Origin of the sequence: Halocola ammonii, assembly GCF_049334165.1 — a bacterium.
Classification (GTDB): domain Bacteria; phylum Bacteroidota; class Bacteroidia; order Flavobacteriales_D; family Sanyastnellaceae; genus JBEGHD01.
In genome coordinates, this window is sequence record NZ_JBEGHD010000015.1 from 19,131 (window position 1) to 34,405 (window position 15,275).

At 45.9% G+C, this 15,275-nt stretch carries 15 protein-coding genes; 5 read left to right on the plus strand and 10 right to left on the minus strand.

Going from position 1 to position 15,275, the window contains the following annotated elements; translation table 11 throughout:
• Positions 1-15: 15 nt before the first annotated feature.
• The 3 genes from ABHV44_RS14080 to ABHV44_RS14090 are packed head-to-tail and all read right to left on the minus strand — an operon-like array spanning position 16 to position 4,959.
• Entirely contained in the window at positions 16-768 is a 753-nt protein-coding gene (locus ABHV44_RS14080; RefSeq protein ID WP_459075349.1) for a uroporphyrinogen-III synthase, read from the minus strand.
• Between the two features lie 60 nt (positions 769-828).
• A complete protein-coding gene (locus ABHV44_RS14085; RefSeq protein ID WP_459075350.1) occupies positions 829-1,515 on the minus strand; it encodes a DUF4271 domain-containing protein in 687 nt (228 codons plus the stop codon).
• Between the two features lie 24 nt (positions 1,516-1,539).
• A complete protein-coding gene (locus ABHV44_RS14090; protein ID WP_459075351.1) occupies positions 1,540-4,959 on the minus strand; it encodes a lamin tail domain-containing protein in 3,420 nt (1,139 codons plus the stop codon).
• A gap of 89 nt (positions 4,960-5,048) precedes the next feature.
• On the opposite strand from ABHV44_RS14090, the gene ABHV44_RS14095 reads away from it, so the two are divergent.
• Complete coding sequence (locus ABHV44_RS14095; protein ID WP_459075352.1) at positions 5,049-6,053, plus strand: aspartate-semialdehyde dehydrogenase; 1,005 nt, start codon at positions 5,049-5,051, stop codon at positions 6,051-6,053.
• Between the two features lie 301 nt (positions 6,054-6,354).
• Here ABHV44_RS14095 and metG read toward each other — a convergent pair whose 3' ends face one another.
• Complete coding sequence (gene metG / locus ABHV44_RS14100) at positions 6,355-8,424, minus strand: methionine--tRNA ligase (protein ID WP_459075353.1); 2,070 nt, start codon at positions 8,422-8,424, stop codon at positions 6,355-6,357.
• A gap of 217 nt (positions 8,425-8,641) precedes the next feature.
• Here metG and ABHV44_RS14105 point away from each other — a divergent pair, with 217 nt between their 5' ends.
• The gene (locus ABHV44_RS14105) at positions 8,642-9,550 is read left to right on the plus strand and encodes a S66 peptidase family protein (RefSeq protein WP_459075354.1); all 909 of its coding nucleotides are present in this window, start codon (positions 8,642-8,644) and stop codon (positions 9,548-9,550) included.
• A 27-nt stretch (positions 9,551-9,577) separates the two neighbouring features.
• Here the strand turns inward: ABHV44_RS14105 and ABHV44_RS14110 are convergent, their stop codons facing one another.
• Together ABHV44_RS14110 and ABHV44_RS14115 are read right to left on the minus strand one after the other, a co-directional pair.
• Positions 9,578-9,871, minus strand: coding sequence for a type II toxin-antitoxin system RelE/ParE family toxin (locus ABHV44_RS14110; protein WP_459075355.1), 294 nt, complete (start codon positions 9,869-9,871; stop codon positions 9,578-9,580).
• Positions 9,871-10,080 carry an addiction module protein gene (locus ABHV44_RS14115; RefSeq protein WP_459075356.1) on the minus strand — a complete coding sequence of 70 codons (210 nt, stop codon included), beginning with the start codon at positions 10,078-10,080 and terminating at the stop codon, positions 9,871-9,873. Before ABHV44_RS14115 ends, ABHV44_RS14110 begins: the two co-directional genes overlap by 1 nt.
• 217 nt (positions 10,081-10,297) lie before the next feature.
• Here ABHV44_RS14115 and ABHV44_RS14120 point away from each other — a divergent pair, with 217 nt between their 5' ends.
• Both ABHV44_RS14120 and ABHV44_RS14125 read left to right on the plus strand, forming a co-directional pair.
• Positions 10,298-10,540, plus strand: a complete 243-nt coding sequence (locus ABHV44_RS14120; protein ID WP_459075357.1) for a hypothetical protein — start codon at positions 10,298-10,300, stop codon at positions 10,538-10,540.
• Positions 10,541-10,913: 373 nt separating this feature from the next.
• Entirely contained in the window at positions 10,914-12,347 is a 1,434-nt protein-coding gene (locus ABHV44_RS14125; protein WP_459075358.1) for a peptidoglycan DD-metalloendopeptidase family protein, read from the plus strand.
• 4 nt (positions 12,348-12,351) lie between these two features.
• On the opposite strand, the gene ABHV44_RS14130 is transcribed toward ABHV44_RS14125, so the two are convergent.
• The 3 genes from ABHV44_RS14130 to ABHV44_RS14140 form a co-directional block, all read right to left on the minus strand.
• Positions 12,352-13,107 (minus strand): hypothetical protein, encoded by a 756-nt coding sequence (locus tag ABHV44_RS14130; RefSeq protein ID WP_459075359.1) that lies wholly within the window; start codon positions 13,105-13,107, stop codon positions 12,352-12,354.
• A 92-nt stretch (positions 13,108-13,199) separates the two neighbouring features.
• On the minus strand, positions 13,200-13,793 hold the full coding sequence (locus ABHV44_RS14135; protein WP_459075360.1) for a hypothetical protein: 594 nt from the start codon (positions 13,791-13,793) through the stop codon (positions 13,200-13,202).
• A 107-nt stretch (positions 13,794-13,900) separates the two neighbouring features.
• A complete protein-coding gene (locus ABHV44_RS14140; protein WP_459075361.1) occupies positions 13,901-14,098 on the minus strand; it encodes a PLDc N-terminal domain-containing protein in 198 nt (65 codons plus the stop codon).
• A 227-nt stretch (positions 14,099-14,325) separates the two neighbouring features.
• Here ABHV44_RS14140 and ABHV44_RS14145 point away from each other — a divergent pair, with 227 nt between their 5' ends.
• The gene (locus tag ABHV44_RS14145; protein WP_459075362.1) at positions 14,326-14,973 is read left to right on the plus strand and encodes a hypothetical protein; all 648 of its coding nucleotides are present in this window, start codon (positions 14,326-14,328) and stop codon (positions 14,971-14,973) included.
• Positions 14,974-15,037: 64 nt separating this feature from the next.
• Here the strand turns inward: ABHV44_RS14145 and ABHV44_RS14150 are convergent, their stop codons facing one another.
• On the minus strand, positions 15,038-15,262 hold the full coding sequence (locus ABHV44_RS14150; RefSeq protein ID WP_459075363.1) for a hypothetical protein: 225 nt from the start codon (positions 15,260-15,262) through the stop codon (positions 15,038-15,040).
• Between the last annotated feature and the right edge of the window lie 13 nt (positions 15,263-15,275).

Consider the following 15,275-nt stretch of genomic DNA (forward strand, 5'->3'; position numbering starts at 1 on the left):
AATCTGGTCGATGTGCTATTTCTTTTTCTTGTCGTTGATGTACTGCTCAATGGCCATTGACATCGATGGTGCCTTTGGATAAGGGGCAGCCACGTCAACACGCAATCCGGCTTCTTCCACAGCTTTTGTAGTAGTGGGGCCGAATGCTGCAATTCTCGTTTCGTCCTGCGTAAAATCAGGGAAATTCTTCAAGAGCGACTCAATTCCCGAAGGACTGAAAAACACGAGCATATCGTACTTCACGTCAGAGAGGTCTGAAAGATCGCTGCAAACGGTTTTGTACATCACCGCTTTTGTGTAGTCAAATTTTCCTTCATCGAGAAGCTCCGGAATAGTTGGCTTAAGAAGGTCAGAACAAGGCAACAAGAATTTTTCTTTCTTGTGCTTTTTCATGATGTCGATCAATTCGGCAAAGCGAACGTTTCCGTGAAAGATCTTACGCTTTCTGTACACCACATATTTCTGCAGGTAGTAGGCCGTAGATTCAGAAATACAGAAGTACTTCATTGAATCTGGCACCGTTACTCGCATTTCTTCGCACATGCGAAAAAAGTGATCCACGGCATTGCGGCTGGTAAGGATTACGGCCGTGTGCTCCAGGATGTTGATGCGCTGCTGACGGAAGTCAATTGCTTCAACTGGTTCCACATGGATGAACGGGCGAAAATCGATTTTCAATTTGTACTTCTCAGCCAGATCGTAGTAAGGAGATTTTTCCGTAGCTGGCTTAGGTTGAGAGATTAGAATAGTTTTCACTTTGTTGCTCACGACAAAAGTCTTTTAGATTTATGTCTTAATCCTTTCCCGAAAGTCTTAGTTGGCGCGGCTTCAAGACGTTAAAACCTTGAAAAACACGTACAAGGGTAAAATTTCGAGGGTGCAAAGGTACAAAATAATGTAGAACAGAGAAATGTGCAGTCGAAACGCGTTTATCATTCCACGACCGATTCGGATGAGATAAAAAAGTGCAGCAATGGTGATAAAGCTGTATAGGAAAACCTCGGCATAATCGCGGTGCAGATAGATCATGCAGACAAGAATAGGAAGGCCCAGTAGGGCCGTGGCCTTTAGAAATAAAAAAACATTGTAGTTGTATTCTTCAAGTCCGAAGTTGCCATCTGTGAGAATCATTACCAACCTGATGGAAAGTGTCTTAATAGTGTAGATACAAACGAGCAGAAAAAGATAATAGAGGTATAACATCCAACCCTCGTAAGGCATGGGGTGATAATCGCTGATTTTGTCGATGAGGTAAACAAAAAGAGCAGCTTCGAGCAGAAATACCAGGAGCAAAGCTAAAGAGGCTCGATGTGAAAAAACGATTTCTTCGCGCATCACCTGCCGGAGCATTCTGGTGTTAGTTAGGTTGTCGTAGAGCTTCTTAAAACGGTTGGGGTAGTTTACTCTCACCCAGGCCAAAATTATCAGCGAAGCCAGAAGGACGAAGATCATCCAGTTTTCCGCCAGGTTTACCGAAGGCCTTTCGTGAAGTTGATATTGAAGCAGTATTGGCACGTTGGCAAAAGTAGTGGAAGCAGATCAATTTAATTTGTGACCGACTACGCATGTTTTTTTGAATCCCGAAACGTTGCCCTCCAGATCGAACACCTCGAAGAAAATGATGTAGATCCCCATTCGTGCCAGCTCACCCCGGTCGGTGATTCCGTCCCAGGTGAATGAGCCGGAAGTTCCAATAATTTCGTTGTTTATCAGGTCAACTACTTCTCTTCCGTGGTCATCGTAAATGGTGACGTTAACTGAATAGCCCGGTTCTGAAAACTCGTAGTGGATGTTGGTCACATCTTCAAATCCGTCATTGTCTGGCGAAAAAAGCTCTGGGTCAACCAGCACTTCTTCCACTGTTTCTTCAGGGCCAAAATAGGCTTGCGAATTTTCGTATCCTGGAGTTCCAAATCCCTGGTTTTCCGCGGCAGACATCCAGTTTTCAGGATCGTTTGTTGGTCGATCGAAAGAAATACGCTCGAGGGAAACTCCATCCGGATCGTTGAGCAGCTCAAAGTGATAATCTTCAGAGTAAGCGAATCGATCGACAGCCTGCAAGAGCGGATTGGTGATGTAAACGACTCCGTCAGAATTTGCATAAGACGGCATCCCTTCAATTTGTAAAATCCTGTTTTCTCTGGCAAAAGGATAAGTCGAAACCACGTTTTGCTTGTTGTCTGTAATTGCCAGGTAATCTCCCGGAAAGAGAAGCACGTCTCTCTCGCTAATGATCTCCGGATCTGCCGGAATTCCATCTTCTTCGTTTGCCAGATGCCAGCCGCCAAGGCTGATTATTTTCTGTGAATTGTTGTAAATCTCTACGTAATCGCTGCCGTCTCCTTTGGGGTTGAAAAGCACTTCATTGATAATGATGTCACCTTCTTCGGCAATTTCCGGAATGGCCACTTGCAGGGTTTGTTCCTCGGTTTGCACATTTCCCCAGCAGTCGGCAAACTGCGAAATGGTAACTGTGTAAATCACATCTTCCTGCATGTCGTCAGCGAGTAGGACGTTCAAATAATTCGGATTGTCGGGATCAAAGCTTACGAATCCGGTTTCGAGGTTAGGCTCGATGGAAATCTCGATATCGAACGGAGTGTCTTCATCAATCTGGCTGTCGAAAAGGATTTCGAATTCTCCAGCTCCAATTGGATAAGCCGCGATGGCGTTTGGCGGAGTTGTGTCCGGGGTCGGATCGAAAACGGAGTTCTGAGCTCCTGGAGTGCCGCCAAGTTCGTTTTCACTGGCGATCCAGTTGTTGGCAGAGCTGCAAGGCGCTTCGGGATTTATCAATTCCAATGACCAGCCGCCCTCAGATTTTGTGGCGTTTCGATACCACGTGTCTTCGTATTCCACCGAGTCGATGAGGTCATCGTTGGCATTGAAAAGCTCCAGCAATTTTCCCGAATTGGTGAGAAACGTGCTCGAAAACTCTTCGAGTCCCACAGCATCCGCGAAAAACTCAAACTCTTCCTGATTTCCAGCCGAAAGCAAAATGCGGTACTCGCCAGGATAAATCAAAACCTGACGATCGATTGCAACGCCAGAGATTGAGCAGCCGTTGAGGTCGATTACGTTTTCCGAGCGATTGTACACTTCCAGGTACTCCGCTTCGGGCAAACCGACAGCAGGAGTGGGGTCGGCCATGATTTCGGTGAAAATGATGTCACCCGGCCCGGGTTCAAAGCCGCTGATGAGCGCGATTTCAAAGTCGATAAGCTCGTTGCCGGCACAATCGAAAACCGAGGCGACAAAAAGTGTGTACTCGACTCCAATCTCGAGCGATTCAGACAGCGTAAGTTGTACGGAGTTTCCATTGTTTATGGCTTCCACTGAAGAAATTGGAAACCCGCTCAGGAATGAAAAATCTGAAAGCTCGAGTTCGTCTTCGTCAATAGGCTCGCTGAAGTTGACAATAACGGTAGTGCCATCTGCTACAAAACCAGTTACCGCTGGAGCTTCGGTATCGGGGGTGATGTCGTAAACTGAGTTTTCGGCTCCTGGAGTTCCCCCGAGCGGTGCTTCACTGGCTGTCCAGTTGAAAGCTCCAGAGCAATCAGTAATCGGATTGATTCGCTCCAATGTCCAGCCGCCTTCATCCTTTTCATCGTCCTGGTACCACGAGTCGGTGTAGTCCACAATGTCGATGATGGTTCCGTCTGTAGATCGCAGCGTGAGGCTATCGCCAGAATTTGATAGAGCAGAAAAAGAAGTCAGCCCGACTGTGGGCCCAAAACTTTCAAACACACTGGCTGCTGACGCATCGCAAAGAATCACAAAGGCGCCAGGTGGCAATGCCTGAGAGGGCAGGTTGAACTCCGTGTTAGTATTTACAAAAACCCAATTTTCCAGATTAAAAACACCTTCGCTGGAGTTGTGCAGTTCCACGAACTCAAACTCTGGCAAACCGACAACAGGAGTTGGGTCGGCCATGATTTCATTAAAAATCACATCACCGGTCTCTGGCGAGTCGAAGTTGAAAAAAGTGAAAGGAATGTCAGTTTCTCCAATCGCATTTCCATCGAGGTCTTCCACACCTTCCACTGTTAGCGTTTGTTCTTCGTTAGCCGGAAAGTCACTGGGAAATGTCAGGAAGACAAGAGCTGGGTTTTCGCTGTCGAGTTCTGCAACAGCCGGCTGACCGAAGCCTTCAACACTGAAGTTGGCAGTGTTTTCAGCGGTTGCCTGATCGAGAGGCTCGTTGAAAAGTAGCTCGAGCTGCGTGGCCGAAACCACATCCAGGCTGAGCACTTCCGGTGGATCGGTGTCCAGGATCGGATCGCCAAAATAAAAGTCGTCAAAGTAGAAGTTGGTCGAATTTGAAACCGTGTACTTACAGGTAACTCCCAAATGGGTGAGTGTGGTGTAGGTGGCGTCTGTTCCAGCGGCTTCCAAAGCGTAGATGTCGCTGTTTTCGGGATCGTTGTTTACCGAAATCGTCCAGTTTCCAAGATCGTCTCGAGCCACCTGGATAGCGATTTCAAAAGAACTGCTGATGGCTCCAGCAGTCCCCGAAGTGATTAGTTCTGTGTTTCCGTCAGTGTCATTTCTATAAAGTGAAATAGCATCTTCAGAGCCGCTTTCTCCAAGTTGAAGGAAGTAGCCATTCACGCTGGCACCGCCCGTTCCAGAATATGAAATGTCGGCTTGATCAGCTGCCAGGTAAATTCGTGCGTTGTTGTTGCCGGAAGGGGAAAAAGAAAGTTTTGCCCACACGTACCATTCGCGGTTGTCGAGCGAAACTGATCCGGTGGAAGTGCTCAGGTAAGCGAAGTTTTCCTGGTCGTCATCCAGCTGAAGTTGGTTGTCGCCATTGACGGTGAAAAGTTCCGTTGTTCCCGCCCATTCTGGGTTTGAAGTAAAATCGCCATCCTCGAAATTGTCGGAAATTATTTGAGCTTGCACGAAAACAGAGAACAAGCTGAAAGTCAAGATGGAGAAAAGGCGAACGAGCATCACTGGCAATTTGGCTTTAAAGACGATTACGAATATAGTACATTTGAATTCCTCTGGTGAAGCCGCCAGGGAGACAAAAAAGTATCGATATGAAAATAGCAGTTGTTGGTGCCACTGGTCTGGTGGGGCAAGTGATTTTAGACGTTTTGGAAGAGCGTCACTTTCCATGTGAAGAATTAATTCCCGTTGCTTCTAAGAAGTCCGTTGGTCATTCGGTAGAATTTCAGGGAGATAAATATTTAGTCATCGACATTGAAGATGCACTGAAGGAAGAGCCGGACATCGCACTTTTTTCCTGCGGAAGTGAGTTGAGTAAAGAGTATGCACCAAAATTTGCTGAGCGTGGATGCACAGTGGTAGACAACTCCTCAGCCTGGCGCATGAGTCCAGATCACAAACTGATTGTGCCAGAGATCAACGCTCACGAACTCACCAAAGAAGATCTGATTATCGCCAACCCAAACTGCTCTACCATCCAGATGCTGATGGCTCTAAAGCCGCTCCACGAGGCGTTCACCGTGAAGCGCGTTGTGGTTTCCACTTATCAGTCGATTACAGGCTCGGGAATGAAGGCACTGAACCAAATGGAAAACGAGCGCAAGGGTGAAAAAGGCGAGATGGCTTACCCTTATCAGATCGATCAAAACTGCCTGCCTCACTGCGATGTGTTTTTGGAAAATGACTACACCAAAGAGGAGATGAAACTGGTGAACGAAACGCAAAAAATTCTCGATCCGAATATTCGCGTGACAGCAACGGCTGTTCGCGTTCCGGTGATGGGCGGCCACTCGGAGTCGCTCAACGTAGAGTTCGAAAAAGAGCCTGACATTGCTCAGGTAAGGAAGCTTTTGAAAGATGCTCCAGGCGTGTCGCTTCAGGACAATCCCGATGTTAACAACTACCCGATGCCGATTATGGCCATGGGCAAAGACGATGTTTTCGTGGGCAGAATTCGAAAAGACGAAAGTCAACCAAACACGCTAAACATGTGGGTAGTGGCCGACAACTTGCGAAAAGGAGCTGCTACCAATGCCGTTCAGATTGCGGAGTATTTGTATGAGAATAAGTTGATTAAAGACAGCTTTGCTAGCTAAGGCTTCTCATTTCTTTTGGGTTAGATTGGGTAGGTAGGAAAGGACAATCGCAACGCTCAGGTGTCTGGTTTTGAGTTAAAGTAGATATAAATCTTCGCTACGCTCAGATGAAATAAAGTTGCTGTGGAAAGCCGTCCGATTTTCCACAGCAACTTTATCTCAACCTTATATCAAAACCCAGCGATGTAGCAGAAAGAGATGACGGAAAGATTTCATAGAAAGAGGCAAAAAGAGACGAGGATCCAGTAATTATCAACCGCCAAAGTGGCCGAGCTCCTAATTGCTCCAGGTGCCGTTTCCTTTAACTCACAACATCACCAGGTTCCATCCCTTTTTCCGGAGAAACAAAGCTCAACTCGCCACCTTTTCCTTCGGCCATCAAAATCATTCCCTGGCTCTCTACCCCTTTGATTTTTCGCGGAGCGAGGTTGACGATCAGGCTCACTTTTTTGCCCACCACTTCTTCGGCATCGTAGTGTTCGGCAATTCCCGAAACTATTGTTCTCTCATCAATTCCGGTGTCCACTGTTAACTTGAGAAGCTTCTTCGTCTTGGCAATCTTTTCGGCAGCCTTGATCTCACCCACACGAATATCGAGCTTGGTGAAGTCATCAAAAACAATGTCTTTCTTGGCTTCTTTCACCGGATTGGCGGCAGCCGCTTTTTCAGCTTTTCTGACGTTCAGTTTTTCCACTTGCTTTTCCACCGTTTCGTCATCCACTTTTTTGAAGAGAATGCCGATTTTGTCGATCACGTGTCCCACTTCCAGAAGTGCAATTCCGGCTTCCTGCCAGTTGGTTCTTGGCAGCTTGAGACCTTCGGCCATTTTCTTTGTGGTAAACGGCAAAAACGGTTCGAGCACAACGCACAGATTTGCAGTGATTTGCAGCGTGATGTACATGATTGTCTTCACGCGATCGGGATCTGTTTTGATCAGTTTCCACGGCTCAGAATCCGCCAGGTATTTGTTCCCAAGTCGGGCCAGGTTCATGGCTTCGAGCTGCGCCTCACGGAATCGGTACGATTCTATCAGCTTACCGACTTTGGCTGGAGTTTCCTCCATCTTTTTCAATACCTCTTTGTCTTCGGCTGTGAATTCTCCCGGCTGTGGAATTTTACCTTCGTAGTATTTGTGCGTCAACACCACCGCGCGGTTCACGAAGTTTCCAAGGATGTCGGCCAGCTCGTTGTTCACCTGATCTTTGTAGCCATTCCACGTAAACTCGCTGTCGCGATTTTCGGGCATGATGCTGCAAAGAACGTAACGCAATTGATCTTGCTGATCTTCAAATTCTTTCACGTATTCGTGAATCCAAACGGCCCAGTCGCGACTGGTGGAAATCTTACTTCCCTCGAGGTTCAAAAATTCGTTGGCCGGCACATTTTTCGGAAGGATGTAACTTCCGTGCTCCTTCAGAATTATCGGGAATATGATGCAGTGGAAAACGATGTTGTCCTTGCCGATAAAATGTATCAGCTCGGCATCTTCGCTCTGCCAGTAATCTTTCCAGTTTTTGCCGTTTTCTTCGGCCCATTTTTTTGTTGCCGAAATGTAGCCGATCGGTGCATCGAGCCACACGTAGAGCACTTTTCCTCCGGCTCCTTCCACGGGGACTTTCACGCCCCAGTCGAGGTCTCGCGTCATCGAGCGGGATTGCAACCCAGAGTTTATCCACGACAGCGATTGTCCCTGCACATGGTGTTTCCAGTCTTTTGGGTTGTGGTGCTGTTTGCCGTCCAGCTCGCCCTTTTCGATGAAATCTCTCATCCAGTTTTCATGACGGCCCATCGGCAGATACCAGTGAGTGGTTTCTTTCAATACCGGAGTTTTTCCCGAAAGCACCGACTTTGGGTTGATCAATTCCTGCGAGCTCAGGGAGCTACCGCAGTTTTCGCACTGATCACCGTAAGCCGCTTCGTGACCGCACTTTGGGCAGGTTCCCATCACGTAACGGTCTGCCAGAAACTGGTTGTTTTCTTCATCATAAAATTGCTTGGAAGTCTCCGTTTCAAAAGATCCTTTTGCGTTGAGGTCTTCAAAAAAGCTCTGAGCCATTTCGTGGTGAGACGAGTCGCTTGTGCGGTGGTAGATATCGAATTCGATGCCCAAATCCACAAACGAGTTTTTTAGGATGTCGTGGTACTTGTCCACGATCTGCTGAGGAGTCACACCTTCCTTTTTGGCGCGCAGCGTGATGGCCGCACCGTGCTCATCGCTTCCGCAAATGAAAGCTACGTCTTTACCCATCGAGCGTAGGTAGCGCACGTAAATGTCGGCCGGCAGATAGGCACCGGCAACGTGGCCGATGTGCAATGGGCCATTGGCATAAGGAAGAGCTGCTGTGATCGTGTAGCGTTTGGGTTGGGACATGCTTTTCTATTTAAAAATTCTTCCAATTTTCCCACAGGTTCTCTAGACTGCGCCATTGAGCGAAAGCCGGTTGTCGAGCGGAGTCGAGACGAGCAGGGTGGTTTAAAATCATTTCTACCGAATTCAAAGAGATACACTGCTGTTTTTTAACAGAGTTTCTTTGGCATCTTTCGAATTGGGCAGCAAAGATAGCCACATTTTATACAATCTTTAGGGCGTGAAAAAAGACGAAATCATCTATCCAGAAGCGCTAAAACCGGGAGACTCAATTGGCATTGTTTCCACGGCCCGGAAGATCAGCCGCGAAGAGTTGCAGCCAGCCATCGATCAAATCAAAAAATGGGGATTTGAAGTGGTTCTCGGTGAAAACCTGTTTGCCGAACACCACCAGTTTGCGGGGACAGCAGAACAACGACTCAGCGATTTCCAGCAGATGCTGGACAATCCAAAGGTCAGAGCCATTCTGTGTGCCAGAGGTGGCTACGGCACCGTTCAGATTATCGATCAGATTGACTTTTCGAAATTCAGACAAAACCCTAAATGGATTTGCGGCTACAGCGATGTGACGGTGCTTCACAACCATATTTATCAAAACTGCGGAGTGACCACGCTCCACAGCACGATGCCGATCAACTTTGCGAAGAACACTCCCGAGGCTCTGCAATCACTGTACGATGCCCTGACGGGAAAGAAGCCGAAATTTGAGTTCACTCCCGAGGAAGGCTCGCGATCAGGAACTGCAAAAGGACAAATGATCGGAGGGAACCTCTCGATTTTGTACAGCCTCACCGGGACGCCCTCACATATCGACACCAGCGGACAGATTCTCTTTTTGGAAGACCTGGACGAGTACCTCTACCACATCGACCGGATGATGATGAACCTGAAAAGAGCCGGAATGATCGAAAACCTGGCCGGCCTCATCATTGGCGGAATGACCGACATGAACGACAATACCATCCCCTACGGCTACTCAGCCAAAGAAACTATTCTTGAGCATGTGAAAGATTATGATTTTCCTGTTGCTTTTGGTTTCCCGAGTGGACATCTGGATGGGAATTTGACTTGGGTTCATGGGGGTGAGGTGGAGATGGAGGTTGGCACTAATAAGATTGTCGTGTCTTAACCTTTAGCAAACTTCTGAAGGGTAGCGCTAGAGGGGAGTCCATTTTTTGGGATCGCGAGAAGTATGAAATACAGAAACGATTAATATTTCGTCCCGTGCCACTGTAAAATGAATTCCGTAAGGAAATTTCTTCAGAAAGAAGATTCTCACATTGCCATACTTAACTTCAATTTTGAGAGGGTTGTCTTTTATGTTTTCAATTGCAGATTCGATTCTTCTTTCAAATCGCTCACCTAATTTAGATTGTTGTTTTTCATACCACAAAAAGGCATCTCTCACATCAACCTCTGCCGATTCTGATATGATAATTGAATAAGACACTACTTCTTAAAAATATCCTTCTTCGCCTCTTCCCAGCTTCTTGTTTTCATGTTACCTTTTTCAATTTCCTCGAGACGTTCGTTCACTTCTGCCTTATGCGATTCGGGTATTTTGTAACCTTCTGAAATTGAGACATAGCTCAGTGTCTTTAAGAAATCGAGAAAAGCCTGATAGTTTTCTTCTTCAATATTTAAAGTGATTCGCTTCATGAGAAAGTTTTTAAGGTAAATTCAAAGTTAATGAATATTAGAAATGCCTGAATGTTTTTGACTTCCCTGTGGTGAACAGATTCCCGAGAGGGCATGTGGGTAGGGTTGAGGGGGGGAGATGGTAAAGTTCAAATATTTTAGCAAGCTACAAGTGCTATCTGCTTAGGTCTGCTAAAACTTATGTATGATACCTTCGAATTAACTACCTTTCTCACTAATGAAATCTCTTACCCACATTCTGATTCTTTGCTTTTTATGTCTGTCACTTGACTTTCAGGGACAGTCGACACAAATGATTTCCGAAAAAGAGTTTATTTCAATTTGCAAAACTATCTCAGAACTCGAAGTGATTAATGAGGCTGGATTAATAGATAATCATGACGGTGAAGAGACTTTGTTTTTCCTCGGTAAAACGGAGCAATTGAATCTGCCGGCAACTATTATAAGGGATGGTTATTAGATAAAAATTTGGCACTTACAGGATCTATTCGTTTACAGTAAGTCACACATAGAGCTTACTGAAGTATCTCAAATTGAGAATGGACTTCTTGTTAAAATTATATCCAAAAATTGGGACGAATCTGGTAGTGATAAACCTATAGTTGGCGGAACATTGACTTTTAAATTTGTAGATGGTGAGTTGAAGTTGATCTCCGAAAATGTTGAGTTTGTGGAATGAAATCTTCGGTGAATTAGTTCGACTATCAAGTTTCCGAGTATGAGGAGTTGACCCTGCCTCTTCCATGAGCAAGCCGAAATTTTTTTTCGAAAGAATTTCTCTCTAACCCGTTCACAATCCCCACTTCAATTCGATAGGAAAGAAAAACTACACCATGAACCGAATTTCTTTCTTTCTGCTCCTTCCATTTTTCTTCATCACTGTCCAACTCGAAGCACAGGTAAATGCAATTCCTGTTTCGGAAAACGATCGAAATCAGGGCAAGCTTCCCGAGCAAACCGTTTTGACTGTGCCGAATGCTCAACCTCAGAAATGTATCCCGGACGATGTTCGCGAAGAAGTGAGACAGAGAATCGAGACAAACAAAGCCCGAATTAAGAAAGACAATCCCGATACTTTTGAAGGAAACCGGGGATCGCATCCGCTTTTCATTTTGCCTATTCAACCAAAAGAAGGATTTGACGACTACGGTTATTACGCCACCCGATTCTTTGTCGATCACAATAGCTCATTTAATCAGCACGAAGATTACAATTGTGGTGAAAGGACCTACGATTGGTCCACAGGAGATCACGAAGGGACGGATTTTGTGATTTGGCCGTACCCGTGGAAATACATGGAAGAAAGTGTTATGGAAGTGAGAGCCGCAGCAGAGGGGACAATTGTGGATAAGCAGGACGGGAATTTTGACATGAATTGCCAGAATAATGGAAATCCCAATTGGAATGGAATCGTGATAGAACACCCGGACGGCTCACAGGCCTGGTACTGGCATTTTAAAGATGGAGGGATTACCTCAAAAGAAATTGGGGAAACTGTGGAAACCGGTGAGTTTTTGGGAGTGGCCGGAAGCTCTGGAAGTAGCAGCTATCCACACCTTCATTTTGAGATTTATGATTTTGAGGAAAACCTGATTGACCCATTTATCGGGGATTGCAATGCTGAAGAAACCGGTAGCTGGTGGGAGAGTCAACCCGATTACTACGAGCCGCAAATCAACCACATTTCTACCCACATCAGCCCGCAGTTGTCTATCGACTGCCCAACACCAGAAGTCACACACGAAGCCGAAAATTTCATAATTGGCGATACGCTGGTTCTTCGAGTTTTCTATCGTGATCTGATGCCTAGTTCAGTCACAACGGTGAGGATTTGGAGAGGCATCCAGAACGTGGCCAGTTGGGAGTTTACCAATCCCTGGGGTTATTACGATGCAGCCGATGCGTATTGGCAATACGTTCTGGACGATTCGTGGCTGCCGGGAAACTACGTTTTTCAGGCCGAATACGAAGGTGTCACCTACAGCAGCAATTTTACAATTGCAACCGAAATAGGAGTAGAAGAGGTTGCGGAGACGGAGCTAAATATTTATCCGAATCCTGCTGAGGATTTTCTGCATGTTGTATTTCCTGCAGAACTTGTTGGCGGAGACCTTTTGGTTTCGGACGCTTTTGGACGAGCTGTAATCAGGGGAGTGGTCGACAAACAAAGTATGGACCTGGGAATAGAAGACCTTGCTTCTGGAGTTTATTTTCTTCGAGCCAATCGCGATGACCTTATGCTCAGCAAAAGGTTTGTGGTGAAGTAGATTTTCAATTCTCAAAATCGTGCGTAATCCACAGTCCCACCGAGGCGTAGTGGAAGTAGGAAAAAGTGTAAAGTTGGTCGTTGTCAGCGCCACCTTCAAGCAGGCGGTAGCCGGCCTTTAGCCAGACGTTATCGTAAACCTGATAATTGTAGAACAGCGCCACATCCGCTGCACGGCCTTGAGGAGCAGCCAGTGCATCTCCCGAAAAAGTGATTGCGTTATTCTCATTCGGTTTCCAGCGACCGTAGAAATTTATCAGCGGAACAATACCGAGGTCGGGGGAGATGTCGCCCTTATCTCCCGAGAGAAAAGTGATGTCTGCATCCCGGACTTTCACCGTCAGTCCGGCTCCAGCAAAAAAGTTCTCTTTTCTCAAAAAATTATACCTGTAGGTCAACCGGTAGGAGTCGAACCTGTAGCGCACGTTCAAGTCTTCACCTTCAGAAAAATTGGCTTCCTTGAACCGAATGTCATTAGGTGCCTTGCCACTGTAAGTCACCTGCAAGGGAGCAACCAGCAGCGAAAAAGTGTGCTTTTCATTAATTGTGTAATTCACCCTGGTTCTGAAAAAAGAGGAGAAGTCCTGATCAAAAGCTTCGCCCAGCGCAACCTGGGTTCCTTCGTCAGACGGAATTCGCAACTCATTGTACTCAGTGAAAACAGCTCCTCCTTCTATATTCACAGTAAACTGGCCAATAGCAACAGTGCCGAATAGAAATAAAACAATAGTGAGTAGAGCCGATTGGGTTTTGTTTCGCATAAACCTGTACTAAATCTTTTGATGTAGATGTGATTTAGCAAACAGGATGCTGGAGGCAATTGTTGAGATTCCGGGTTATGGAACAGGATCAATCATTGGAGGTCATAAAAGACACCAATTTCAAAACGGAGTTTATTAATTGTTTTGCCGAGATCCGCTTCGAATTGAATGTGTTTGTCGGACCTGAAGATTCGTCCTGGTGCAAAACTCAAGTGCGTGCCGAACTTTGAGTCTGCAATTTGACGATATTTCAAAATGATCGGAAATTCGAGCTCCGGGCGATAGAACCTTTCCCACCAGTTGAGAACAGCATTTGGAGCGTAAGCGTGGGCACCACCCGAGACGCCAATTTGCAACTCAAAATGATTTTCCCCCTTCACAAGTGAGTAAAAAAGTCCAACTCCTAGTGCTACGGAGGCAGTTCCTTTCGCATTGATCGAACTTACAGTAGGTCCGTTTGCTCCTTGTCTTTCACGTACTTCTTTATAGTAGTAGATATTATAGCTTCCGTTCCCTCTAAAAGACCACCTGTTGCTTAGGTCTATTTCTCCAAACCCAACTGCACAAAACATTTGATCAAATCGATTGTCTGTAGCCTGATAGGAGAAAGCCACTCCGCCTTCCTGACAGCGGCCTGCGTTTGAGAAAAATATGGCGAACAAGAAAAGGAATAGAGAAACTCTCATAGACGTATAGTTTAATTAGCTAAGCTGAAAAGTTAGTCAATTTTGTGAACACGTCTTAAAGTCTGGAAAAAGAGCAAGTTAATCTTGTACTCACAAGAGAGCTTAGTTTATCGATGCGCCTTTTTCGACCCGAACAAGAGATAAAGAATGGCCCCTACTATTGGGAAAAAGATAACTACGATCAACCACAAAATTTTCCTTCCATCACCTTGTATCGAGCCGCTCACGATTTTACCAATGGCATAGATCCAAAGGGCAACTGAAATAAGGGCGAGGATGAGTATTGTCCAAAAAGTAGCTTCCATAAAGATGAGATTAGTGAGCGATGATCTTGTTTGAGAAAAAAACAAGCAACTTCTGCAAAGGTTTTAAAGCAACCTGTTTCAACGAAACCGTGAAAGCTATTCAACAGTTTGGTCTTCTGATTTTCTCATCAATCCGCCCAAAATCCTGATTCAACAAGCTTTGAGGGAGTTTAACCCCTGCGGGAACAGATCTTGAGTCTTTTTAACAGAATCAAAAAAACTGAAAAATGAGACTTAAAACAATTTCGATATTATCGTTCATCGCTTTGATGTTAATGACTGGTTGCAACACTACCGAAATAATAGGCAGTTGGGAAGCTCCCGATGCCGAAGAAAATGTATACAACAGTGTGATGGTGACCGGCCTCACCAGTACCATCCTGCCTCGAGAGCAAGTGGAGCGCGAGATGGTAGATGCCCTGAATAAAGAGGACGTGTATGCCGCTCACAGTCTGGGGGTAATCACCAACAACATGAATATGGCCAATGAGAGTTTTCAGGACAGCGTGGTGATGATGGTTGATGCCAAAGGTTTTGACGCCTTGCTCACCATCACTTTGTTGGAAAAGGAAACTGAAGCGCGCTACGTTCCCGGAACGGTTTACGATCCTGTTGTGGGCTATCCGTACTACAATAATTTTTGGGGCTACTACTCCTACAACTACGGTGTGGTTTACGACCCGGGCTACTACAACGTAGAGCGAGATTATTACATCGAGGCCAATCTCTACGATGCAGACTCGGAAGAGATTATTTGGTCAGCACAAACCCGTACTCACGATCCCGGTACACTAGGCAATCTGGCAGATGATTTTGCCAAAGTGATTGCCGAAGAACTCGATGAAGAGGATTTGCTGATGGAAGAAGAAGGATAATCCTTTTGAATGAAACTTTTGTGAAAGCCCGAGCCGAGTTGGTTTGGGCTTTTTTATTTGCATGCTACGGTGACGCTCCCTTAATCCGAGCTACATGTTCATTGAATAGTTCTTCCATGTTATCGTCTTCAAAGAACCCCCGCGGATTCAAAAACTCTTTAAAGCTCTGCGGACCTCCGGGAAAGCAAAAGATTTTCCTCTCTTTGGTTCCAGCCTGGTAAAATACGCGCTGGAGCATGCGTCTTCGCTGGGGTGAAAGCAGAGGTTCGTTTAATGGCTTCCTTTTCATCCTGTACTTATCA